Raw genomic sequence first — 22,916 nt, forward strand, 5'->3', positions numbered from 1 at the left:
GCGCATGCTGACGGCCGACAACCTCACCGTCGCCTACGGGCGCAAGACCGTGGTCCACGGCGTCTCCCTGTCCCTCGATGCGGCGACGGGCGCGCCGGCCGCCGGGGCGCAAGGTGGCGTCGCCCTGATCGGCGAGAGCGGGTCCGGCAAGACCACCATCGCCCGGGCCCTCCTCGGCCTGGTCAAGCCCAGCTCCGGCACGGTGCGGTTCGCGGACCAGGACATCCACCGGCTCCGCCGCACCGCCCGGACCGACTACCGCTCCCGCGTCCAACCCGTCTTCCAGGACGGCTCGGAGGCACTCAACCCCCGGATGACCGTGGGCACGTCGCTGCGCGAGGCCCTGCGACTGCGCTCGGACGCGGGCCCGACCGTCGACGCGCTGCTGGAGGCCGTCGGCCTGGACCCGCAGCTCGCCGCGCGCCACCCGCACCAGCTCTCCGGCGGCCAGCGCCAGCGCGTCGTGATCGCCCGCGCCCTGGCCGTCGACCCCGAGCTGCTCATCCTGGACGAGCCCACCAGCGCCCTTGACGTCACCGTCCAGGCGCGGGTGCTGGACCTGCTCGAAGAGCTGCGCACCACCGCAGGCCTGCGCTACCTGCTGATCACCCACAACCTCGCGGTCGTCCCGCGCCTGTGCGACACCGTGCACGTGCTCTTCGCCGGCCGCGTCGTCGAGTCAGGCCCGGCCACCGAGGTCCTCACCTCCCCCGCCCACCCCTACACGGCCGCCCTGCGCGACGCCATCCCCCGCCTCGGCACACCGGACGCCGCGGACACCCGTAGCAGCGCCCCGCCCGCCCGACTCGAGCGCTCCGACGCGCAGACCGCGGCCACCGGCTGCGCCTTCCGGCTCCGCTGCCCGGCAGCCCTCGACCGCTGCACCACCGAAGCCCCGACCCTGCGCCCACTGACCGACCACCGCGAGGTCGCCTGCCACCATCCGCACGGACCGGCATGACGCGGCAAGGTCGATTCCCGTTCCCACCGGGTTCCGTGGGGACACGGCCAACAGCCTGCGGGTCGTCGGCGCGCGCCACCGGCAGGCCCCATGAACGAAAGACTTTCGCCGCCCGGACGTGACAGCGAAGTGGAATCGCCAAATACTGAGGCCCGTCCGCAGCCGAGGTCCGGCCACCCACCATGGCTCACGAATTCCGGACCTCTGTGAAGTCATCTCTTCGGGAGGCGCAGTGAAAGGCAAGCGAACAGGTCTACGGAGTGCTGTGGGTGCGATTCTGGCCGTCGCCGCGGTGCTGTGGTCGCTCGCAATGCCGGCACAAGCGTCCACGCCGATTCCCGCCACTCTCTACCAACTCCCGGGAACCGCATCGTGCACGAAGTCAGTCACCAACTGCGTTCTCTACCCGAAGGCGGCCGCGCTGCCGAGCGGGCGCCTCGTGGCGGCATTCGAGAAGTCGACGGTGACGAGCTCGGGCTCCGCCGACGGCCAGACGATCCCGATCTACAAGAGTGACGACAACGGCACGACGTGGCAGCATCTGACGGATGTCGAGGCGCCGGCCTACGCCTCGTCGAACTCCGCCTATGCGCAGTACGTCAGCAACTGGACCAACCCGTATCTCTACGTGCTCCCGCAGGCGGTCGGCAATCTCGCTTCCGGCACCTTGTTGATGGCCACCGTCGTGTCCGGCGACGACCACAACTACCTGGACCAGAAGACCGGCAACCCCAATTACACGCCGACACACGACGGCGACCGCAACAACACGGCCATTGCGCTCTACTCGAGCACGGACTCGGGTTCGACGTGGAACGTCGTGAACGTCATCACCACCGGCGGCTGGTCGAACGGGCTCAACTACCCGGCGACGGCCAATACCTACCACCAGAGCGACCCCGTGTGGGAACCGTATCTGCTGGTCTACGACAACCAACTCGTCGCCTACTACTCAGACGAGAACGACTACACCGGATATGACCCGACAACGGGTGCTCCGACGCTCGACCCTCACAACGCCACGACCCCGGACGCGGGTACACAGATCCTGGCCCACCGGACCTGGGACGGCGTCGCTTCGTCGTGGAGCAGCCCGGTCGTCGACGTCTCCGGAACGACGATCACCAACTCCTCCGGCTACAGCGAGATCGGCGGTGGTCGGCCGGGCATGACCAACGTCGTCCGGACCAGTGACGGACAGTGGATGATGACCTTCGAGTACTGGGGCGGCGGCGACAACGTCCGCTACAAGATCGCAAGCGATCCGCTGCACTTCTACTCGGTGGGCGGTGTCGCGGGCACCGGTATCACCTCGCTTCCGGTGACGTCGGGGTCCGGTTCCCTGGCGCGCGGGGGCAGCCCGGTGCTCCTGCGGCTGCCGAACGGGCGGATCCTCTTCAACGCCGCAGGCAGCGGGGATGTCTGGACGAACGCCGGTGGGAGCAGCAGTGGCGCGTGGACCGAGCAGCACACCACGATGCCGTCGGCCTACAGCCGCAGTCTGACCTACGTCCCCGGTACGGGCCGGGTCGAGATCGTCGGCGGCACGACCACGATCTCCTACGCCGACACCGACTTCGGCAGCTCGGTCGGTGCGTACGACAGGCTCGTCAACGTCAACAGCGGCAAGAGCCTCGGCGTGTTGGGAGCGGACCTGCTCGACGGGCAGAGCGTCGTGCAGTGGACCGGCAACGCGTCGGCCGACCAGCTGTGGCACGTCACGGATCTCGGCAACGGATACGACACTCTCCTCGACAAGAACAGCGGTCGGGCCCTGGGCGTCTGGCAGGCCGGTACGGCAAGCGGCGCGAACGCCGTGCAGTGGGTCCAGAACGGCAGCAACGACCAGCAGTGGCGTCTGGTGGCCGTCGGCTCCGACTACGAGCTGGTGAACCGGAATTCCGGCCTCGCCCTCGGCGTCTCCGGAGCGTCGACGGGAGACGGCGCGCAGATCGTCCAGCAGGCGTACACCGGCGCGACCTCCCAGCTCTGGTCCCTGGTTCCGGTGTCCTCCTGACCGGCTGACGGCCCCTCGTCCGGAGCCGTCCGAGGCAACCGCGGCTCCCGCCCAGTCCCCCGACCGGGCGGGAGCCGCGGTCGTTCCGCGTGCGGTGATCCAGGGCCCGCCGGTTGCCTGCGGCCCCCAGGCCGACTACGTTGCCGCGAAATGCGAGCGAACGGGTGCCAGGTGACAGATCAGAACGGGGCGCAGCTGGACACCCAGTACGGGCTGCTGACCACGATCGCGGCCGAAGCCGGCCTTTCGCTGAGCACCGTGTCCAAGGTGGTGCACCGCCGGCGCGACGTCGGCGCGGCCACCCGCGAACGAGTCGAGGGCCTCCTCGCCCGGTACGGCTACGTCCGCCCCGGCGAGAACACACCGGCGGGCACCCCGCAGATCGTCGCCGTGTTCCGCGACCTCTCCGGCCCCTACACGCTCGAGGTGGTCCGGGGTGTCGTCGACGCGGCGGAGGCCCTCGGCGTCGACGTGCTGACCGGGACGACGAGCGTCCGTCCCATCTCCCAGTGGCTGGAGAAGTGCCGCTCCGAGCGGGTCGCCGGGCTGATCATCGTGATCTCGATGCTCACGGATGAGGACCAGCAGAGCATCGTCGACCACCACCTGCCCGTCGTGCTGATCGACCCGCTCAGTGCCCCGTCGCAGAACATCCCGAGCATCGGGGTGACCAACTGGGCCGGCGCCAAGGACGCCGTCTCCCACCTGATCCAGCTGGGGCACCGCAGGATCGGGATGATCGCCGGTCGGTCGCACTCCCTCACCGGAGCCGCCCGACTCCACGGCTACCGCGCCGCGCTGGAGGAGGCGGGGATCGACTACGACCCCGCGCTCGTACGCTCGACGGATTTCGACTTCGCCGAAGCGCTCGTCGTCAGCCGGCGGATGCTGCTCGGTGACGCGCCGCCGACGGCCGTCTTCGCCGCGAGCGACGCCCAGGCCCTGGGCGTGCTGGAGGCCGCGCGGCAGGCGGGCCTGGACGTACCCGGGGACCTGTCGGTCATGTCCTTCGACGACACCCTCGTGGCCGCGATGGCCTGCCCGCCCCTCAGTACGATCCGGCAGCCCTTCGAGGAACTCGGCCGTGAGGCGACCCGGATTCTGCTGCAACTCTCCCGGGGCGAACGGCCGGTGTCCGATCGCATCGAGTTGGCCACGCGCCTGATCCAGCGCACCTCGACCGCCCCGCCGCGCGGCGCCCACACCGGCTGACGCGGGCACGAAAGGTTTTCGCCCGACAGCCGGCGCCGCGGCGCTCGTTCGCGTGCGCGCAGATGAGCGAGGCCTCCGCTTGCGAAAGTCTTTCGTAGTCCACAGGACTCGGAGTATTGCCGCCCTGTTTCACGCACGTTTAGCGTGACGGCACGTCGCGGGCCGGTCCGCCCGGCGCAGCTGAAACGCCGCACCCGGCCCTCCCCGCATCCCCGCGCGAATCCCGCGGTCACCGTGCCGAATCGAAAGGCCTCCATAATGAACTCCGCGTCCAGAACCGCTCTCACCGCCTTCGTGGTCTGCTCCGCCCTCCTGGCGGCCGGTTGCGGCTCCTCGGGTGGCAGCTCGGCGAGCTCCCCCACGGGGAACGTCCAGTTCTGGACCATCCAGGACCCCACCAACACGGTGCAGCAGGCCCAGGTCGACGCCTTCAACTCGGCCGGCACGGGCAAGGTCTCCATGTCGGTGATCGCCGTCGACGGTTTCAAGGACAAGGTCCGCACCGGCATGGGCTCCTCGCAGATGCCCGGCATCTTCTTCAACTGGGGCGGCGGCAGCCTCGACGACTACGTCAAGGCGGGCAAGCTGGTCTCGCTGGACCCGGCCGTCTTCAGGTCCCACTTCCTGCCCGCCGCCCTGGAGGCCGGGACCGTCGACGGGAAGCTGGTGGGCATCCCCGCCCGCGGAACCCAGCCGGTCTTCCTCTTCTACGACAAGAAGGTCTTCGCCGACGCCGGGGTACAGCCGCCCAAGACCTGGGCCGACCTGACCCGTCTGGTCCAGGTCTTCACCGCCAAGGGGATCACGCCCTTCGCACTGGCCGGCAGCGCGACGTCCTCGTGGACCGAACTGATGTGGATCGAGTACCTGGTGGACCGGCTCGCCGGGCCGGAGCTCTTCAAGAAGATCGCCGCCGGGGACTGGTCCCAGTGGAACGACCCGGCGATCCTCAAGACCGCGCAGATGGTCAAGCAGCTCGTCGACAGCGGCGCCTTCGGCAAGAACTTCGCCTCCGTGAACTACGGTGCCGGCGGCTCCTCCACCCTGCTGGCCAAGGGCAGGGCCGCGATGCAGTTGATGGGCTCCTGGGAGTACGCCATGCAGCAGGGCGCCGACCCGAACTTCGCCAAGAACGACCTCGGCTACGTCGCCTTCCCCTCCGTCGACGGCGGCCTGGGCAACCCCGCCGACGTCGTCGGCAACCCGACCAACTACCTCTCGGTCACCACCGCCGCGGCGAAGACCACCGCCGTCGACTTCCTGAAGACCACCTGGAGCGACAGCTACGTCCAGGGACTCGTCGCCAAGGGCGAGGTGCCCGTCACCGACAACGCCCAGGCGGCGCTGGCCAAGGCGCCGGACCCGGCCTACGCCGAGTTCCAGTACAACCTGGTGCAGTCGGCGCCCTCCTTCACCCAGTCCTGGGACCAGGCACTCGGCCTGTCCCTGGGCACCCCGCTGCTCACGGAGATCCAGAAGCTCTTCAACGGGCAGTCCAGCCCGCAGCAGTTCGTCAGCGGCGTGCTCGCCATCAAGCACTGAAAGGCACGCGCGTGGCATCCTTGATCGCCGGGCGGACGGCCCGCAGGCAGCAGGCCCGTCCAGTCGCACCCACCCTGGAGCGGCCGGGGGCGGGCTGGGCCGTGCCCGGTCTGCTGTTCTTCGCCGTCTTCGCCCTGGCCCCCATGGTCGGCGTCCTCTACCTCTCGCTGACCAGCTGGGACGGTCTCAGTGCGCCGCAATTCACCGGACTGGCCAACTGGAGCCGCTTCCTGACCGACGGCCAGGTGCTCCAGGCCACCGCGGTCACCGGCGCCCTGCTGGTCGGCAACATCCTCGTCCAGGCGCCCGTCAGCATCCTGTTGGGCGTCTGGTCGGCCGGACGCCAGCGCAACCGGGCCGTGCTGTCGGCGGTGTTCTTCCTGCCGCTGCTGCTGTCCACCGCGGCCACCGCGGTCATGTGGCAACAGCTGCTCGACCCGAACTTCGGCCTGCCGGCCCACCTGACCTGGCTGTTCGGCAACGCCAACCCGCTGGGCAGCCAGTCCGGCGCGGTCGCCTGCCTGGTGCTGGTCACCAGCTGGCAGTTCGTCCCCTTCCACAGCCTGCTCTACCAGGGCGCCACCCGGGCCATCCCGGAGACGCTCTACCAGGCGGCGGCCATCGACGGGGCGGGCCGGGTGCGGCAGTTCTTCCACATCACGCTGCCGCAACTGCGCAACACCATGATCACCTCGACCACCTTCATGGTCGTGGGCGGACTCACCGCCTTCGACATCGTGCTGCTGCTCACCAACGGCGGGCCCGGCACGGACACCACGATCCTGCCGTTCCTGATGTACCAGACGGCGTTCCGCACCTACGACTTCGGCTACGCCAGCGCGATCGCCGGCTTCCTGCTGCTGCTCGCCACCGGTGCGTCCGTCCTGCTGACCCGGCTCAGCGGCTACGACCGGATGACCGGAACTCTGGAGGGGCTGTGAAGACGCGTCCCAACTACCTGGCGGGAGCCGCCGCCTGCGTCTGGCTGCTGATCGTCGGCGTCCCGGTGTACTCGCTGCTCTCCGCCGCGCTGCAACCGCAGGACCAGTACACCAACGACGGCCCGCTGGCCCTGCCGTCCAAGCCGACCTGGGCCAACTTCGACACCGTGCTGCACAGCGGATTTCCCGGGTACCTGTGGAACACGCTCGTGGTGGCGGCGCTGACGGTGGCGCTGGTGCTGCTGTTCGGCGTGCCGATCAGCTACGCCGTGGTGCGCGGCCGGGGCTGGTGGTCCGGCGGGGTGTTCCGGATCTTCCTGGTGGGCCTGGCCATTCCCTCCCAGGCGGTGGTGATCCCACTGTTCCTGATCGTCAACCGGCTGGGCCTGTACGACAGTCTCTGGGGCATCGCCCTGCCCACCGCAGCGTTCGCGCTGCCGGTCACCGTGTTGGTGATCAGCGGCGGCATGCGGGAGATCGACGCCTCCCTCTACGAGGCCATGGCGCTCGACGGCGCCCCGCCGGCCCGGGTGCTGCGGGACCTGGTGATCCCGCTCTCCCGCTCCGGGATCGCCACCGCCTCGGTCTTCGCCGCGCTCCAGGCCTGGAACGGCTTCCTCTTCCCGCTGATCATGACGCAGTCGGAGGGGAGCAAGACCGTCACGCTGGGTCTGTACAACTTCGTCTCCCAGTACAGCGACAACGTGCCGGCGCTGCTGGCCGCCGTCCTGCTGTCGGCCGTGCCGATCCTCGTCGTCTACCTCTTCGCCCGCCGCGCGCTCGTGGCCGGCCTTGTGGGCGCCGGCGGCAAGTAGCCGCCCGGCTCCCCCTCCCCTCCTCCACACCCGCGCCCCCGGGCGCAGCGCCGTGAACGTAGAGAAACGGACCAGACTGTGACCATCAGCGACGAACGCCCGAAGACGGGAGAGTGGAACGACCCCGCCCTTCCCGCGCCCGTCCGCGCCCGGGCCCTGCTCGCGGCCATGACACCGGCCGAGAAGGTCGGCCAGCTCGGCAGCACCTGGCCTGGCCACGAGGGCAGCGGGGACGTCGCCCCGATGCAGGAGACCTTCCGTGGGGCCGAACCGTTCGACGAGGCCATCAGCGGCGGCCTGGGCCAGTTGACCAGGGTCTTCGGCACCAGCCCGCTCACCGCCGAGGAGGGCGTCGAACGCCTGGCCGCGCTTCAGGCGCGCGTCGTCGCGGCCAACAGGTTCGCGATCCCCGCCATCGCCCACGAGGAGTGCCTGACCGGTTTCACCACCTGGCAGGCCACCGTCCACCCCACCGCGCTCGCCTGGGCGGCTACGTGGAACCCGGCCCTGGTCCGGGAGATGGCCGCGGCCATCGGCGCGGACATGGCCGCGGTCGGGATCCACCAAGGGCTCGCGCCCGTCCTCGACGTCGTCCGCGACTACCGTTGGGGCCGCGTCGAGGAGACGATGGGTGAAGACCCTTATCTCGTCTCGGAGTTGGGCCTCGCCTATGTGCAAGGGCTCCAGTCCGCCGGCGTCGTCGCCACGCTCAAGCACTTCGCCGGCTACTCCGCCTCCCGTGGCGCACGCAACCACGCGCCGGCCGCGCTCGGCCCCCGCGAGCTCGCCGACGTCATCCTCCCCCCGTTCGAGCGGGCCGTGGTGCACGGCCCCGTCCGCTCCGTCATGAACGCCTACAACGACGTCGACGGCACCCCTTGCGCCGCCGACACCCGCCTCCTCACCGACCTGCTCCGCGACACCTGGGGCTTCACCGGCACCGTCGTGTCCGACTACTGGTCCGTCGCCTTCCTCGCCTCCATGCACCAGGTGGCCGCAGACCTCCCCGACGCGGCCCGACAGGCGCTGCGCGCGGGCATCGACGTCGAACTCCCGCACACCGCCGGCTACGGGACCGCCCTGGCGCAGATGGCGGAGGACGGACGCATCCCCGCCGAGCTCCTCGACCGCGCCGTGCTCCGGGTCCTCACGCAGAAGGCCGACCTGGGCCTGCTGGACCCGGACTGGACCCCCGGCCGGTACCGGGCGGTCGACCTGAACTCCGACCGCAACCGCTCGGTCGCCCGGCGCATGGCAGAGCAGTCGGTGGTCCTTCTGGACAACCACACCGGACTGCTCCCGCTGCGGGCCCCCCGCTCCATCGCGGTCATCGGCCCGGCCGCCGACGACCCGGGCTGTCTGTTCGGCTGCTACTCGTTCCCCAACCATGTCCTCCCCCACCACCCCGAACTCCCCCTGGGCATCGACGCGCCGACGATCCTGGACGCGATCCGAGCGGAGTTCCCCGACGCCGAGGTGCACTACACGCCGGGCTGCGCCATCAGCGGGCCGGACCGCTCGGGCATCGAGGCCGCCGTGGTGGCCGCCGCAGGCGCCGAGGTGACCGTCCTCGTCGTCGGCGACCGTTCCGGCATGTTCGGGAACGGCACCTCCGGCGAGGGCTGCGACGTCGACACCCTCCAACTGCCGGGCGTCCAGGAGGAGCTGGCCGATGCGGTGCTGGCCGCCGCGCAGCGCGCCGTCCTGCTCCTGATCTCCGGACGCCCCTACGCGATCGGCCGCCACGCGGACGCGGCCGAGGCGACCGTGCAGGCGTTCTTCCCCGGCCAGGAGGGCGGCGGCGCTGTCGCGGGTGTCCTCTCCGGCCGGGTCAACCCCTCCGGCCGCCTCCCGGTGCAGATCCCCGGCGAGAACTCCGGCCAACCCGGCACCTATCTCGCCCCGCCCCTGGCACTGAGGAGCGACGGCGTCAGCAACATCGACCCCACCCCGGCCTTCCCTTTCGGCCACGGCCTCTCCTACGGCGTCTTCCGGATCGACGACGTGCGGGCCGACGCCGACGAGATCCCCACGGACGGCACCGTGGTGCTGCGGGTGAGCGTCACCAACGACGGGGACCGGACCGGCACCGCCGTGCCGCAGCTGTACCTCACCGATCCGGTGGCCTCGGTGACGCGACCGGTCCGGCAACTCATCGGCTTCGCCCGGGTGGACCTCGCGGCGGGCGAGACCGCGACCGTCCAGTTCACCGTCTCCGCCGACCTCGCCGCGTTCACCGGCCGCGACCTGCGCCGACGCGTCGAACCCGGACGGCTGCTGCTGACCGTCGCCCAGTCCGCCGCCGACCGGGGCACCGTGGCCACCATCCGCCTCAGCGGAGAGACGCGCTACCTCGATCACCTGCGCGTCATGTCCGCCGAGGCGCGACTGCTCGACCAGGGCCTGTCCGGCGGTCTTGGTGGCTAGGCTCCGGAGGCGGGGAACAGCCGGGCCGCCACGACGATGGCCGACCACCTCGTCCCCATCCCCGGCAACCCCGGCCGCGTCGCGCAGAACACCGCCGCGGCCGACCTTCCCCTCACCGCCGGCGACCTCGCCCGCATCGCCGAGGTCGCTCCTGACGGCGGCATCGGCGGACGCCTGAACTGACACTCCTCTCCGGCAGGTCCCGCCAGGGGACTCCGGTGCGGATCCGGAACGAGACCCCGTCAATGGGTTGGTGCAGCCGGGTCACCGCGCCGGGTCGCGGGAGGCCGAGCCGGCGAGGCCCAGCGCGCACACCGCGCCGAGCGCGCAGACCACGGCCGTCGCCCGGAAGATGTCGCTGTACTCGGTGTGCAACGCCAGGTGCAGCGCGTGCTGGTAGGCCGACCACGCCGGCCCGAAGCCGGCCGTGCCCGGGATCGGCATGTCGAGGTGGGCCGTCAGCGTCTGGAAGCGGTGCAGCCCCCAGGCGGACAAGGCGGCCACGCCGACCAGCATGCCGACGGTCCGGGCGATGACCGCCGCGGCCGAGGCCGTGGTGTGCTGTCCCGGGTCCGTCGAGTCCAGCACCGCTCCCGCCGTCGGCGCGATCACCAGGCCCAGGCCCAGGCCCGCGATCGCGAGGTCGGTCTGCACCAGCGGCAGTGGGCCGACGTGAGCGGTCAGCGCCGCCGGTGGCCAGGCCGCGATCAGGACGTAGCCGCCGGCCGCCACCGCCATGCCGACCCCGGCCACGACCGGGTGCCCCAGCCGGCGCCCGGCCAACCCGCCGAGGACGGCGCCCACCGGCAGAGCCGTCAGGAACCACATCAGCAGCAGCGCGCCGCCCACCGAGCTCTCCCCCAGCAGCGACTGCGCCACCAACTCCCCGTCCACCAGCGTGACCAGCAGCGCCACGCCGGCGCAGAAACTGATCGCCATCGCGGCCGCGAAGGGGCGCCGCCGGATCCGCCGGGTGTCGATCAGGCGGACCTGGCTGCGGCGCTCCCACAGCACGAAGAGCGCCAGCACGACCGCGCAGCCCAGGAGCATGGGTGGGCCCCAGCTCGGCAGCACCGACCGCTGCGGGTCCTGGTTGTCCAGGGCCGCCACCAGTAGCGCGAGTGCCACCGCCAGCAGCAGGCCGCCGACGAGGTCCGTGCGTCGGCCCCCGGCCGGTTCGCCCGACTCGGGCGAGGCCTCCGCAGGCACCGTGAACCGGGCCACCACCGCGGCCACCAGCACGAGCGGGATGTTGACCCAGAACACCCCGCGCCAGCCGATCAGCGCCGCGACCCCGGCCCCGTACAGCGGGCCCAGCACGCTCCCGAGCTCCTGTGCGGCGCCCACGGAGCCGAGCGCCACCGGCTTGGCCCGGCCGCGGAACAGACGCCCGGCCAGCGCGAGCGTGACCGGCAGCAGCCCACCCGCGGCGGCGCCCTGCACCAGCCGCCCCGCGACCAGCAGGGGCAGACTCTGCGCGCTCGCGGTCAGCGCCGAGCCGAGCGCGAAGACGACGAGGCACCACTGCAGCACTCGCCGCGGCCCGAACCGGTCCGCGGTCTGCCCGAGCAACGGCATGGCGGCGACGTAGCCCAGCAGGTACGCGGTGACGATCGCCGTGGCCCGCTCCAGGTGGTTGAGCGGGATGCCCAACTCGTCGGTGATCGGGTTCAGCAGGGTGACGATGACGTACGCGTCCAGCGACCCGAGCAGCGTGACCACGGCGGTGACGCCGAGGACGACGTACCGCCGGGCGGGCGCCGTCCCGGTGTCGACGGCGTCGACGTCCGTCACGACGACGGGGCGGTGATCGCGGCCGGCGCGTCGAAGTCGGAGAACGAGGCCGTGACCGAGCCGCTGCCCCCCGACGCCGTCCGCACCGGGAAGGAGACCTTCACGAGCTGCGACGAGGAGACCGTCAGCCACAGGTCGCCCTGCTCGCTCTGCGAGTCGCCGGGCACCAGCGTGGCCAGCACGGGCTGCGCCAGCTGTGCCTTCACGTGGTAGACCGCCTGCCCGTCCAGCGTCTCCCGGTCCACCGTCCGGGCGGCGGTCGCCGTCTGGAGCAGCTTCACGACACCCTTGTCCGGGTCCAGGATCGCCTCGGGGTTGTAGAGCGAGGCGGCGACCGCGAGCGGGACCTTGCTGTAGCCGCCGGTCGCGCCCTTGATGTAGGCGGTGGAGCCGATGATGACGAAGTCGATCTCCACCAGCGTGCCGCTCTCCGAAACGGACGCCTGCCCCTGCGCGTTCCCGGCCCGGGTCAGCTGCCCGGTGGCGCTGCGCAGGGCCAGACCCGCGATCTGGCCGCCGGCGTCGATCGAGAACCGCAACGACCGCACCGCGGTCATCGCCGTCGCACCGCTGCTCAGCAGCTGCGCGGCCGCCGGAAGGTTGGTGGTCTCCGTGGCGCCGCCACCGCCGCCCCCGCTGGAGCAGGCGGCGAGCGGGAGCGCGAGGACGACCACGACGGCCGCGAGGATCCTGGGGGTTCGCATAGTCGGATGCTAGAGGTGACCCGAGGTCAGCGGCAGTGGTTCCACGGCACAACGGGCCACCGACCGACGATGCATCACCTGCCATGCCGAACGGTTGCCCGGCCGACGCGGGAGCGGCACGGCGACGTCGCAGGGCGCACGCGGTGTGTCGGATCCGACCTGACCGCCGCGCGCACGCGCAAGCCGGTCTGAGTACGTGTACTCATGTCCGGCAGGCCCGAACCCGTCACACTCTGCGGCATGACCGGCTTCTCACCTCCCTGTCCCGACTGCGGCGCGCCCCTGGTGCGGGGTGGACGGACCCGCTGCGCGCAGTGCGGACTGCCCCTGGTCGGCCCGGACGCGGCAGCGCTCTGGCAGGTCACGGTGGCGCTCCAGGCGCTCGACCACCAACGGTCGACGTTGGTGGGGCAGCGGGAATGGCTGCTGGGGCAGTTGCGGGCCCGGCGGGATGCCCCGGACACCCCGTCGGCCGACGCGCCGGGACCGGCCGTGCCGGGGCCGGGCTTCCAGCCCGGCCCCACATGGGCCGCGCCGGTGCGGGAGGTGTCCGGGCGGTCCGCACAGGCCGTGCTCCTGGTGCTGGGCGGGCTGTTGGTCAGCCTCGCTGCGCTGGTGTTCACGGTCGTGAGCTGGGGTGCCATGAGCCTCGCCGCGCGGACCGCGATTCTGCTCGGACTGACCGCCTGCGCACTGAGCCTCCCGGTGGTGCTACGACGGAGGCAGATGTCGGCCACCGCCGAGGCGTCCGCCGCCGTCGGGTGGGGGCTGGTTCTGCTGGACTTTCTCGGCGCCCGGGCAGCCGGGCTGGGCGGTCTGCGCACGGTGAACGCCTTCGGCTACTGGGCCGCGGCCGTCGCCCTGGTCAGCGTGCTGGCCATGGCGCACGGCTGGGTGCTGCGGCTGAGGTTCCCGCTCGCGGCGGGCTTCCTGCTGACCCGGCTGCCTGCGCTGTTGTTCGTCGCGGCGAGCGGTTCGGAGCGCATCGCCGCGTACGCCGCCGCGCTCGTCAGCGCGACAGTATGCGACAGCGCGCTGCTGTGGAGGGCGCACGCGCACGGCGCGACGTCGCCCGGCAAGGAGACGCGGGAGCGGTTCGGCGGACCGGCGGTGTACCAGGCGGCGGCCGCGTTCGCCGTGGCCTGGGCGGTGATCGGCGGGGCCGTCTCCGCGGGCGCGTCGCTCAAGGCGGAGCATCTTGCCGACGCGACCTGGGCTGCCGTGCCGCTCGGGGTGCTCGGACTCCTCGGCGTGCTCGTGGCGCGGCGGTATCCGGGCGTGCCGCTGTTCGGTCGTCAGGTGGCCGCGGGAGGAGCGGCCGCAGCACTGCTGTCGGCGGCGGGCGGCTTCCTGCACGTGGTCCTCCCCGCGCCCGCGTGGACTCCGGTGGCCTACGCCGTGCCGGCGGCCGCTCTTGCTGTGGCGGCGGCCGCCGTTCTGCGCTCGCGTCAGGCCGCCGGTCCGGACCCGCTCGCCGTGGGGGCGGGCTGCTCGGGCGGCGCGGTGCTGCTGCTCGGTTCGCTGGTCGTGGTTCCGGAGATCCTGCGCGCGGCTCTCGAGCCGATGGGGCAGCTCCCGGCAACCTGGGCGGACGGCTCGGCGACCGCCTGGGACTGGCACGTCGCCGCCTCCGCTCTGACCGGTCTCGGACTGCTCGCCCTCGTCCTCGGCATCGGTGCGGTGATCGGCGTCCCCGGAGTGTCGCGCACCGTCCTGGAGGTGTCGGCCGTGGCGGTGGGGGTCCCCGTGCTCGCGCTGCTGCCGGTAGGCGTCGGGCTCCCGTACGCGGTGGCCGTCGCGATGGCGTTGGTGATCGCCGTCGTCGCCGCAGGGGCAGCCCTGCTGAACCCGTCGCGCGCGTCCCGGCTGCCGATCCCTTCCCGTCCGGCCCAGCTGACGGCGTCGCTCCTCGCCACCGGGATCGCCCTGCTGTGGGCCTCGGCCGACCGTGCCGCGAGCATCGCCGTCCTGGCGGTCTGCGCCCTCCTCGGCGCCGCCCTCGCCTGGCGCCGGAGCGCCGTCGCGCCCGTCGCGGCCGCCTGCACGGTGCTCGCGCTCGGCGCGGAGGCCGCGGCTGTCGCCACCACGGTCGGTCTCACGCTCCCGGGGACGGCGCTCGCCGTGCTCGGCGTCGGCATCGCGTCGGCGCCGGCCGCAGCCGGCATCGCCCGGGCGGCCCGGACCGCATCGGGCGGGCCCGAGGCGACGACCGGTCTCGCGCTCACCGCCGGCGCAGTCGAGGGCACCGGGTACGGCCTGGTCGCCCTCGCCCTGATGTTGGACATGCGTCACCCGGGCAGTCTGGCCTTCGCGCTGGCGGTCTCCGGGGTGGCCGCCCTCGGCGTCGCGCTGCGGACCGATCGCCGTCGGACGGCAGCGATCACGTCGTCCTGCCTGTTCATCGTGGCCTCGTGGATCCGGCTGACGCTCTGGGGCGTGCACACCCCGGAGGCCTACACCGTGAGCGTCGCCGCCGTCGCGCTGACGATCGGTCATCTCCACCACCGCCGCGACGCATCCACTCCGTCGACGGTGACCTACGGCCCCGGCCTCTCGCTCGCGCTGCTGCCGAGCCTGCTGACGCTGTGGACGGACGGACACTGGGTGCGTCCGCTGCTGCTCGGGCTCGCCGCGCTGCTCGCCGTCGTACTGGGCGTGCGGTTCCGACTGCGCGCGCCACTGCTGCTCGGCGGAGCCGTGCTCCTCCTGACCGGCGCCCACGAGTTGGCGCCGACCGTGCTCCAGGTCCTGGGCCTGCTCCCACGCTGGGTCCCGCTGGCGGCCGCCGGCCTGCTCCTGCTCCTGCTCGGCGCCCGCTACGAGCAACGCCTGCGCGACGCCCGCCGACTGCGGGCCGGCCTTCGCCGGTTCCAGTGACGACAGCGGCCTGCCACGCGCGGCCTGGGCGTGGAACCGAAGCGGGCGTGCCAGGGCCCGGGCGAACGATCGGCGTCGACGCGCTCGGCCCGACTCGTGAATCGTAGGATCCCCCCATGCTCAGTACTCGTCGGCTCGGCCTGCTCAAGGATCTCGCCCAGACCGGGACGATCGCCGGAGCCGCTCAGCTGGCAGGCTGTACACCCTCGGCCGCCTCGCAGCAACTCGCTGCCCTGGAGCAGGAGTTGGGGGTCGCGCTGCTGGAGCGGTCCAGCCGGAGCGTTCGCCTCACGGAAGCGGGCCGGGTGCTGGTCGAGCATGCGCATCGTGTCTTCACCGAGCTCGATGCCGCCGAGGCCGCGGCACGGGCCGTGTCGGGGCTACGCGGCGGGAGGATCCGCGTCGCGGCGTTCAACAGCGTGGCCACCGGCCTGGTCGTTCCTGCCCTGATGGCCTTCCGGCAGCGCCACAGGGACGTACGCATGACGTTCACGGAGGCGGAGCCCGAGCTGTCGATGCCGGCCGTCGCCAACGGTGATCTGGACCTGGCGGTCACCCACGAGTACGGGCGCCTGCCGCAGCCCGATCTGCGGGGCCTGCGGCAGGTGCTCCTGCACCGCGATGAACTGCTGCTGGCCGTTCCCCCGCACCTCCAGCGCGCCGGACAGACCAGCGCGAGCCTGCGGGACTACGCGGAGGCGACCTGGTTGTCCGCATTGCCCAGCTCCGGTTTCCAAGCCGCGACGGAACTGCTCTGTCGCGCGGAGGGCTTCGAGCCGGACATCGCGTTCCGCTCGGACCAGTACGACCTTCTGCTGCTGATGGTGGCAGCGGACTTCGGTGTCGCCCTCGTTCCCGCTCTGGCCGCCGAACCTCGCCGCGGTGTGACCTACCTTCACGTGTCCCGGCCCACCGGCCTCACCCACGACATCCACGTGACGACCCGCGAAGCCGACACCTCACCGGCGGTCGAGGCCCTCACCGCGCTGCTCGTTCAGCGCGGGGTCGGCGGCACCCGTCGACCGGGTGACCGCCCCGGCGGCAGCCGAGGCTGACACGCGATCGGCGCGCTCGTACCGGTCCGAGGCCGTGCCCGGAGCATGGGCGTCTACCGTTCTGCGGCCTTGGCCTTGATGGCCGACCCGTCCTCGCCGAGAGCGATCAGGGAGATCAGCTCCCACGCGGTGTGTGCCGCAGCGAGCCCGGTGACGTCGGCGTGGTCGTAGGCCGGCGCAACCTCGACGATGTCGCATCCGACGATGTCGAGCCCCGCCAGTCCCCGCAGCGTGGCCAGCAGTTCGCGGGTCGTCAGGCCACCGACCTCAGGGGTCCCGGTGGCCGGTGCGTGGGCCGGATCCAGGACGTCGATGTCCACGGACACGTAGACGGGCCCGGCTCCCAGCCGCCGACGGATCTGGGCGACGACGTCGCCGATCGACCGGTCCTGGAAGTCCTGGGCATCGATCCTCTCGAATCCGGCCTTCCGGTCGTCCACGAGTTCGGTCGCGTCGTAGACACCACCGCGGGTTCCGACGTGCTGGCAGTGGTTCAGATCGATGATCCCTTCCTCGGCTGCGCGCCTGAAGGGCGATCCGTGCCATACGCTCGCGCCGTGGCACGTGTCCCACGTGTCCAGGTGAGCGTCGAAGTGCAGGACGGCGAGCGGGCCGTGGGCCGCCGCCGCGGCCCGCATGAGGGGCAGGGCGACCGTGTGATCGCCTCCGAGCGCGACGACACGGGTCCCCTGCTCGACCAGGCTCCGCGCGGCCCTCTCGATCGCCGCGACCGCGCGCTCCATGTCATACGGGCCGACCGCGACATCGCCCGCGTCGGCGACCTGCTGGCGGCCGAACGGGTAGACGTCCAGGAACTGGTGGTACGGATGCAGCTGCCGCGAGTTCTCACGGATGTGCGCGGGCCCGAACCGGGCCCCGGGGCGGAAGCTCGTCCCGCTGTCGAAGGGAACGCCCAGGACGGCCACGTCGGCGCGGGTCACGTCCTCGAGGCGTGGCAACAGCGCGTAGGTCGCGATGCCTCCGTAGCGAGGCATCTCGGAGTCGTCGCGCTGTCCGATCGGTGTGGGGGTTCCCATGGGGTGATGCTCCGTTCGTTGCCGTCCGAGGTTGCTCTGGTGGCAGGCCGACGCCGCCTGCCCGAACAGCCTGACTCAGCAGCAACCAGCAGAAAAGACTGTGCTTCTACTGCTGAGCTGAAGTTCTTCTTATGCTCAGGCGCCGGCCCGGCCGCGGACCGGTCGCTGCGGCGGCCGGGCGGGCGCGGCAGTCGTACTCCGCCGCGGCGTACCGCTCAGCCGCGGGGCTCGGCCATCGTGGCCAGGATCTCGTGCACCGCACCGAGAGTGATGTCCGGGTGCAGGAAGGCCAGGCGGGCCACCGTCTCACCTTCCCAGACGGTCGGTGTGACGAAGGCGATCTGCCGTTCGAGCAGCTCCTTCGACCAGGCGTAGTAGTCGTCGTGGCTCCAGCCGGTGCGACGCAGCAGGACGACGGAGAGATCCGGTTCGCGCAGCAGCTCAAGATGCTCGGCGGCGCGGACCAGCTCGGCCGCCTGCAGGGCGGTACGGCGGGTGGCGTCGACGGCGTCGCGGTAGGCGTCGGTGCCGTTGACCGCGAGGGAGAACCACAGTGGCAGGCCGCGGGGGCGGCGGGTGAGGTGGTAGGCGTAGTCGCTGGGGTTCCACTCCTGAGGCGCCTCGGTGTGGAGGCAGTCCAGGTAGCCGGCGTCCTGCGTGTGGACGGCGGCGGCCAGGGCCGGGTTGCGGTAGAGCAGCGCGCCGCAGTCGAAGGGCGTGTACATCCACTTGTGAGGGTCCATCACCACCGAGTCGGCCTGCTCGATGCCTGCGAACTTGGAGCGCAGCTCCGCGGAGAAGAGCGCGCCTCCGCCGTACGCCGCGTCGACGTGGAACCACAGGCCCTGCTCGCGCGCCACCTCGGCGATGCCGGAGAGGTCGTCGATGATGCCGGCGTTGGTGGTGCCCGCGGTGGCGACGACGGCGACGACCGTCTCCGGATGCGGGTCTGCGGCGAGTGCCGCGCGGAGGGCGTCCGCGGTGAGGCGGTGGTCCTCCACCGGCACGACAAGCGCCTCGACGCCGATGATCCGCAGGGTGCTGCTGATGGACGAATGGGCCTGGGAGCTGACCGCGATCCGCGGGTTGGCGATCCGGTCGCCGGACGCGGTGCGGGCGGTGTCGCGGGCGACGACGAGGCCGGAGAGGTTTCCCGCCGAGCCGCCGCTGACGAAGCAGCCGCCGGCCTGTCCGGGCATGCCCGCCAGGTCGGCGAGCAGCCGCAGCACCTGGTTCTCCGCGGCGACGGCACCGGACGCCTCCAGCCAGGACACGCCGTGCAGCGAGGAGGCGGCCAGCACCATGTCGAACAGCGCCGCGGCCTTGGTGGGTGCTCCGGGGATGAACGAGAGGAAGCGGGGGCTGTCGCAGGAGATCACGGTCGGTTCGATGTGGTCGGCATACAGGCGGATCACCTGGTCGGCAGCGGAAGGACGGGCCCCTATGGCCTCCTTGAGGGCAGCGTCCAGTTCGACGGGGTCGCCGGGCCCGCCCAGCGGAACCGGGTCCAGCGCCAGCCGGTGCTGGACGTGGCCGATGACGACCTGGGCGAGGGCTGCGTCGTAGGTGTGCAAGGCGAACTCCGGAATCGGCAGACGGGACGTGGGCAGGACGGCACTGCGGGGGCGGCCGCCCCGGGAAAGGAGAGCCGCCGCCCCGACCCCCGTTCAGCGGGCCGCAGGCGTCATCTCGGCCTTGCTGCGGGCGGACAGGCGGGAGAGCAGTGCGGTGCGGTGTTCCGGGTCGAGGGCGAGGTCGGCTGCGGTCCAGGCCATGGCGAGGCCGCCGTCGAGGAGGGCCCGGTCGGCCTGCGCGCTGGTGCCGAAGCGGGTGAACTCGGGGTTGTGCATGATCGTGTCCCCGCAGTCGTAGCCGATCATCGGGTGGATGGCGGGCATCACGTGGGAGACGTTGCCCATGTCGGTCGAGCCGCCGAGGATCGTCGGGTCCTGCTGGAGGACGGTGCGCCCGAGAGCTTCGGCCGCGGCCTGGTAACGGCGGCTCATGGCGAGGTCCTGGCGCAGGTCGGCGTAGTCGTGGCCGAGACCCTCCAGGGCCAGTTCGGCGCCCGTGGCCAACGCGCCGGCCTCGAAGCAGGCCCGGACCCGGGCCTGGAGTTCGACGAGCTCCTCCGCGGTGCGGGCGCGGCAGTCGTACTCCGCGCCGGCGTGGGCGGGGATCACGTTGGCGGCCTCCCCCGCGGAGGTGACGATGCCGGAGACGACCGCGCCGGGCGCCATCTGCTGGCGGTAGGCGGCGATCGCGACCTGCGCGATCATCAGGGCGTCGGCCGCGTTGATCCCCCGGTGGGGCATGGCGGCCGCGTGCGCCGGTCGGCCCGTGTAGGCGACGCGGAGGCTGCTGATCGCCAACGAGCTCATGCCGATCGAGTCGCTGGGCGCGGCGTGCACCATCATCGCGGCGGCCACGTCGTCGAAGGCCCCGCCGCGCAGCAGGTCCACCTTGCCCCCGCCGGACTCCTCGGCCGGGGTGCCGATCAGCTTGACGGTGATGCCGAGCTCGTCGGCGACCGGCGCCAACGCGAGGCCCGCGGAGACCGCGGCCGCGGCGTTGACGTTGTGCCCGCAGGCGTGCCCGATCCCCGGCAGGGCGTCGTACTCCACACAGACACCGATCACGAGGTCGCCGGTGCCGGCGGTCGCGGTGAACGCGGTGGGCAGGTCGCAGACACCACGCTCGACCGCGAAGCCGCTGCCCTCGAGGAGGTCGGCCACCTTACGGGCGGAGCGGTGCTCCTCGTAGGCGAGTTCGGGTTCGGCGTGGAGGCTGTGACTGAGCCCGATCACGTCGTCCTGGCGCTTCGTCAGCGCGGCGCGGGTGAGCTCGCGCAGGGAGGCGAGAGTGGTCATCGCTTGGTTCCTCGGTGCAGCAGGGACAGGACGGCTCCGGCGGCGGCCACGGCGGCGCACAGGAGCCAGGAGGTGGTGTAGGCGCCGAGGCGCGGCAGGACCTGGCCGGCCGGCGTCTGGGCGGCGAAGACGGCGAGAACCACGGCGGCGCCGATCGATCCGCCCACGTTGATCAGCAACTCGTTGATGCCGGAGCCGACCGACGTCTGCTCGGGCGGGACCGCCTCGACCGCGAGGGTGCGGGTGGCGTGCTGGAGCAGGCCGCTGCCCAGACCGGCCACGGCGGTCGCGGCCAGGAAGGCGACAAGGGAGGAGTGGCCCGCGAACTCGGCGACGAAACCGACGGCCATCAGCAGCGAGCCCGTCACCAGGACCAGGCGGTCGGTGATCCGGGACGCGACGGCGGGCGCGATCAGCGCGCCCAGGGTCAGCGCCAGCATGTTCGGCAGCATCGCCAGGGAGATACCGAGGGGATCCAGTCCCAGGCCGTAGCCGGCCTGCGCCTTGGACGTCCCGAGGAAGACGGGGTTGGCGACGAGCAGGCCGAGCATGCCGAAGGTGAAGGTGAGCGCCACCAACGAGACCACCACCACGTTGCGGTGCCGGAACAGGCGGACGTCGATCATCGGCTCCGCGGTGCGCAGCTCCACCACCGCCCACACGGCGGTCACCGCGGCGCCGCCCAGCAGGCACCCGAGGGTGCGCGCGGAGGTCCACTCCCAGCCCGGCGCGCCGCCCTGACCCAGGCCCAGCATGATCGCGACCAGGCCCACGCACAGCAGCAGGCCGCCCGCCCAGTCGACCCGGCCACCGGGGCGGTACTCGGTCTCGGGCAGCAGGGGCCAGGTGACGGCGAGGGCCAGAGCGACGGCGGCCGTGGGCACCCAGAGTGCGGCGGTGGGACTGGCGGAGTACTTGGCGAGCAGTCCGCTGGCCACCAGGCCGACGGCGACGCCGGAGGTCAGCGCGGCGACCATGAAGCTGATCCCGCGTCGGCTCTCGGCCCTGTCGCTGCGGTTGCGCAGGATCCCGACGAGCAGCGGGAAGAACCCGGCGAAGGCGCCCTGCAACAACGACCCGGCCAGCAGCAGGCCGAACGAGCGGCTCAGGCCGACCAGCACCGAGCCGAGCAGCACGATGGCGAGGTTCCAGCGCAGCACCTTGCGGTGCCCGTACAGGTCTCCCATCCGGGAGAGCACCGGGGTGAACGCCACACTGGCGAGCAGGCTCGCGATGCTGACCCAGTTCAGGTCGGCGGCGGTCACGTGCAGCACGGACGTGAGGCTGGCCAGCAGCGGGGACAGGAATCCCTGCGTGATACCGCTGGACAACTCCACCAGGACCACGGAGGCGACGATGGCCGCCGCCGGGGTGGCCCGGACCGCGGGTCTGGGCCGGGCCGGGCGGAGGGTGCCGATCTCGGGCATGGCAGCACCTGTTCTCGAAAAGGGTGGGGGTGGCCGCGTCCCGGCCCCGGAAGGCTCCGGGCCGGGACGGGATGCCCTCGCCGTCGTGGCCCGGAAGGGGTGGGCCGGCGGCGTAAGGTACACACAATGTCCGGCTGTGGCCTCGATCAGGGCAAGACTTGGGGCAGAAGTCGGACGATGGAGGCACAGGCGACCATGCAGACGGCGGATTCAGGCAGACCGGCCGGTCCCGACAGGGGCCTCGCGGGAGATCCCCTCCCTCTCGACGCCCTGGATCACGCGATCCTGCGCGCGCTGCACCGCGAACCTCGCGCCGTCTTCTCCGACATCGCCGCCGCGACCGGCGTGCACGAGCGCACCGTCGCCCGGCGCCTGGAGCGCATGACGGCCACCGGCGAGGTCCGCTTCACCGCCTCACTCGTCCCCGAGCGGCTCGGCGAGGGTGTCATCGCCGAACTCGCGGTGCGCTGCGCACCGGGACGGCTCCACGAGACGGCACTCGCGCTCGCCCGCCGCCCGGACACCCGCTCGGTCGAGGTCGCGACGGGTTCCCTCGACGCGTTCGCCGAAGTCACCGCCCCCACCCCGGAGCACCTGCTCGCCGCGATCGACGGCTCGATCGGCCGGATGGACGGCGTGGTGGGCGTCCATTCCGCGATCGTCCTGCAGCTCCTGCTGACCGCGAACGACTGGGCTCCGTACGACGACGAGCCGACCCCGATCCGACGCCTCGTCGCGGAGGGCGCGCCCCTGCCCGCACCGATCACCATCGACGACCTCGACCGAGAACTGGTCCGGCTCCTCCAGGACGACGCGCGGATCTCCACCACCCGGCTCGCCCGTGAACTCAACGTCGGCGAGACCACCGCCCGCCGCAGACTGGGCCGCCTGCTCTCCGCGCACGTCCTGCACCTGCGGCTGCACGCCGAACCGTCGTTCCTGGGCTACCCGGTGGAGGCGCGCCTCCGCCTCACGGTCGCGCCGCGGCACCTGGACGCGGTGCTCCGCCGTCTCGCCGGCGAACCGGCCGTACGCCATCTGGTCATCACCACCGGCTCGAGCAACCTGCTCGGCTACTCGAGCCACCGCTCTCCGGCCGACTTCGAGACCTTCGTCCGGCGGGGCCTCGCGGACGTCGACGGCATCGTCGACCTGGAGACCGCCCTGCTGCTGCGCCACTACAAGCGTGCCTGGATCCCCACAGCGGGCCCCCGCTGACCGGCACGTCAGCCGCACA

The 22,916-nt window shown here is 72.1% G+C and carries 17 protein-coding genes; 11 read left to right on the forward strand and 6 right to left on the reverse strand.

Features of this window, described 5'->3' with window-relative positions; translation table 11 throughout:
* Positions 1-4 precede the first annotated feature (4 nt).
* The 8 genes from BMY61_RS25765 (at position 5) to BMY61_RS46445 (ending at position 10,098) form a co-directional block, all read left to right on the forward strand.
* Positions 5-961: an ABC transporter ATP-binding protein gene (locus tag BMY61_RS25765; protein ID WP_052439188.1), complete on the forward strand. Its 957-nt coding sequence runs from the start codon at positions 5-7 to the stop codon at positions 959-961.
* Between the two features lie 463 nt (positions 962-1,424).
* On the forward strand, positions 1,425-2,978 hold the full coding sequence (locus BMY61_RS25770; RefSeq protein ID WP_236656507.1) for an RICIN domain-containing protein: 1,554 nt from the start codon (positions 1,425-1,427) through the stop codon (positions 2,976-2,978).
* A 171-nt stretch (positions 2,979-3,149) separates the two neighbouring features.
* A complete protein-coding gene (locus BMY61_RS25775; protein ID WP_042454918.1) occupies positions 3,150-4,190 on the forward strand; it encodes a LacI family DNA-binding transcriptional regulator in 1,041 nt (346 codons plus the stop codon).
* Positions 4,191-4,448: 258 nt separating this feature from the next.
* Positions 4,449-5,732, forward strand: a complete 1,284-nt coding sequence (locus BMY61_RS25780; RefSeq protein ID WP_042454921.1) for an ABC transporter substrate-binding protein — start codon at positions 4,449-4,451, stop codon at positions 5,730-5,732.
* A gap of 11 nt (positions 5,733-5,743) precedes the next feature.
* Positions 5,744-6,673, forward strand: coding sequence for a carbohydrate ABC transporter permease (locus BMY61_RS25785; protein WP_425314705.1), 930 nt, complete (start codon positions 5,744-5,746; stop codon positions 6,671-6,673).
* Positions 6,670-7,488, forward strand: a complete 819-nt coding sequence (locus tag BMY61_RS25790; protein ID WP_042454923.1) for a carbohydrate ABC transporter permease — start codon at positions 6,670-6,672, stop codon at positions 7,486-7,488. Before BMY61_RS25785 ends, BMY61_RS25790 begins: the two co-directional genes overlap by 4 nt.
* Positions 7,489-7,566: 78 nt before the next feature.
* On the forward strand, positions 7,567-9,915 hold the full coding sequence (locus BMY61_RS25795; protein WP_236656509.1) for a beta-xylosidase/alpha-l-arabinosidase: 2,349 nt from the start codon (positions 7,567-7,569) through the stop codon (positions 9,913-9,915).
* Positions 9,916-9,951: 36 nt separating this feature from the next.
* Positions 9,952-10,098 carry a hypothetical protein gene (locus BMY61_RS46445; RefSeq protein ID WP_161791322.1) on the forward strand — a complete coding sequence of 49 codons (147 nt, stop codon included), beginning with the start codon at positions 9,952-9,954 and terminating at the stop codon, positions 10,096-10,098.
* 81 nt (positions 10,099-10,179) lie between these two features.
* On the opposite strand, the gene BMY61_RS25800 is transcribed toward BMY61_RS46445, so the two are convergent.
* Both BMY61_RS25800 and BMY61_RS46450 read right to left on the reverse strand, forming a co-directional pair.
* Complete coding sequence (locus tag BMY61_RS25800; protein ID WP_042454925.1) at positions 10,180-11,709, reverse strand: MFS transporter; 1,530 nt, start codon at positions 11,707-11,709, stop codon at positions 10,180-10,182.
* Positions 11,706-12,413 (reverse strand): LppX_LprAFG lipoprotein, encoded by a 708-nt coding sequence (locus tag BMY61_RS46450; RefSeq protein WP_082015421.1) that lies wholly within the window; start codon positions 12,411-12,413, stop codon positions 11,706-11,708. The genes BMY61_RS25800 and BMY61_RS46450 overlap by 4 nt, the downstream gene beginning before the upstream one ends.
* Positions 12,414-12,653: 240 nt before the next feature.
* Between BMY61_RS46450 and BMY61_RS25810 the strand changes: the two genes are divergently transcribed.
* Positions 12,654-15,290 carry an SCO7613 C-terminal domain-containing membrane protein gene (locus BMY61_RS25810; RefSeq protein ID WP_042454926.1) on the forward strand — a complete coding sequence of 879 codons (2,637 nt, stop codon included), beginning with the start codon at positions 12,654-12,656 and terminating at the stop codon, positions 15,288-15,290.
* Between the two features lie 116 nt (positions 15,291-15,406).
* A complete protein-coding gene (locus BMY61_RS25815) occupies positions 15,407-16,345 on the forward strand; it encodes a LysR family transcriptional regulator (protein ID WP_042454927.1) in 939 nt (312 codons plus the stop codon).
* 53 nt (positions 16,346-16,398) lie between these two features.
* On the opposite strand, the gene speB is transcribed toward BMY61_RS25815, so the two are convergent.
* The 4 genes from speB to BMY61_RS25835 form a co-directional block, all read right to left on the reverse strand.
* Positions 16,399-17,382, reverse strand: a complete 984-nt coding sequence (gene speB, locus BMY61_RS25820) for an agmatinase (RefSeq protein WP_042454929.1) — start codon at positions 17,380-17,382, stop codon at positions 16,399-16,401.
* Between the two features lie 215 nt (positions 17,383-17,597).
* Entirely contained in the window at positions 17,598-18,956 is a 1,359-nt protein-coding gene (locus BMY61_RS25825) for a pyridoxal phosphate-dependent decarboxylase family protein (RefSeq protein ID WP_042454931.1), read from the reverse strand.
* A gap of 93 nt (positions 18,957-19,049) precedes the next feature.
* Entirely contained in the window at positions 19,050-20,252 is a 1,203-nt protein-coding gene (locus tag BMY61_RS25830; RefSeq protein WP_042454934.1) for an amidohydrolase, read from the reverse strand.
* Entirely contained in the window at positions 20,249-21,679 is a 1,431-nt protein-coding gene (locus BMY61_RS25835) for an MFS transporter (RefSeq protein ID WP_042454936.1), read from the reverse strand. Before BMY61_RS25835 ends, BMY61_RS25830 begins: the two co-directional genes overlap by 4 nt.
* A 177-nt stretch (positions 21,680-21,856) precedes the next feature.
* Here BMY61_RS25835 and BMY61_RS25840 point away from each other — a divergent pair, with 177 nt between their 5' ends.
* Positions 21,857-22,897, forward strand: coding sequence for an Lrp/AsnC family transcriptional regulator (locus tag BMY61_RS25840; protein ID WP_236656520.1), 1,041 nt, complete (start codon positions 21,857-21,859; stop codon positions 22,895-22,897).
* The last annotated feature ends 19 nt before the right edge of the window (positions 22,898-22,916 follow it).

The organism is Streptacidiphilus jiangxiensis, from assembly GCF_900109465.1.
GTDB lineage: Bacteria > Actinomycetota > Actinomycetes > Streptomycetales > Streptomycetaceae > Streptacidiphilus > Streptacidiphilus jiangxiensis.

Excerpts from the sequence above, each read along its gene's own strand:
- BMY61_RS25765 (WP_052439188.1), top strand. The coding sequence starts at position 5 with ATGCTGACGGCCGACAACCTCACCGTCGCCTACGGGCGCAAGACCGTG.
- BMY61_RS25780 (WP_042454921.1), top strand. The coding sequence starts at position 4,449 with ATGAACTCCGCGTCCAGAACCGCTCTCACCGCCTTCGTGGTCTGCTCC.
- BMY61_RS46445 (WP_161791322.1), top strand. The coding sequence starts at position 9,952 with ATGGCCGACCACCTCGTCCCCATCCCCGGCAACCCCGGCCGCGTCGCG.
- BMY61_RS46450 (WP_082015421.1), bottom strand. The coding sequence starts at position 12,413 with ATGCGAACCCCCAGGATCCTCGCGGCCGTCGTGGTCGTCCTCGCGCTC.
- BMY61_RS25810 (WP_042454926.1), top strand. The coding sequence starts at position 12,654 with ATGACCGGCTTCTCACCTCCCTGTCCCGACTGCGGCGCGCCCCTGGTG.
- BMY61_RS25815 (WP_042454927.1), top strand. The coding sequence starts at position 15,407 with ATGCTCAGTACTCGTCGGCTCGGCCTGCTCAAGGATCTCGCCCAGACC.
- speB (WP_042454929.1), bottom strand. The coding sequence starts at position 17,382 with ATGGGAACCCCCACACCGATCGGACAGCGCGACGACTCCGAGATGCCT.
- BMY61_RS25830 (WP_042454934.1), bottom strand. The coding sequence starts at position 20,252 with ATGACCACTCTCGCCTCCCTGCGCGAGCTCACCCGCGCCGCGCTGACG.
- BMY61_RS25835 (WP_042454936.1), bottom strand. The coding sequence starts at position 21,679 with ATGCCCGAGATCGGCACCCTCCGCCCGGCCCGGCCCAGACCCGCGGTC.
- BMY61_RS25840 (WP_236656520.1), top strand. The coding sequence starts at position 21,857 with ATGGAGGCACAGGCGACCATGCAGACGGCGGATTCAGGCAGACCGGCC.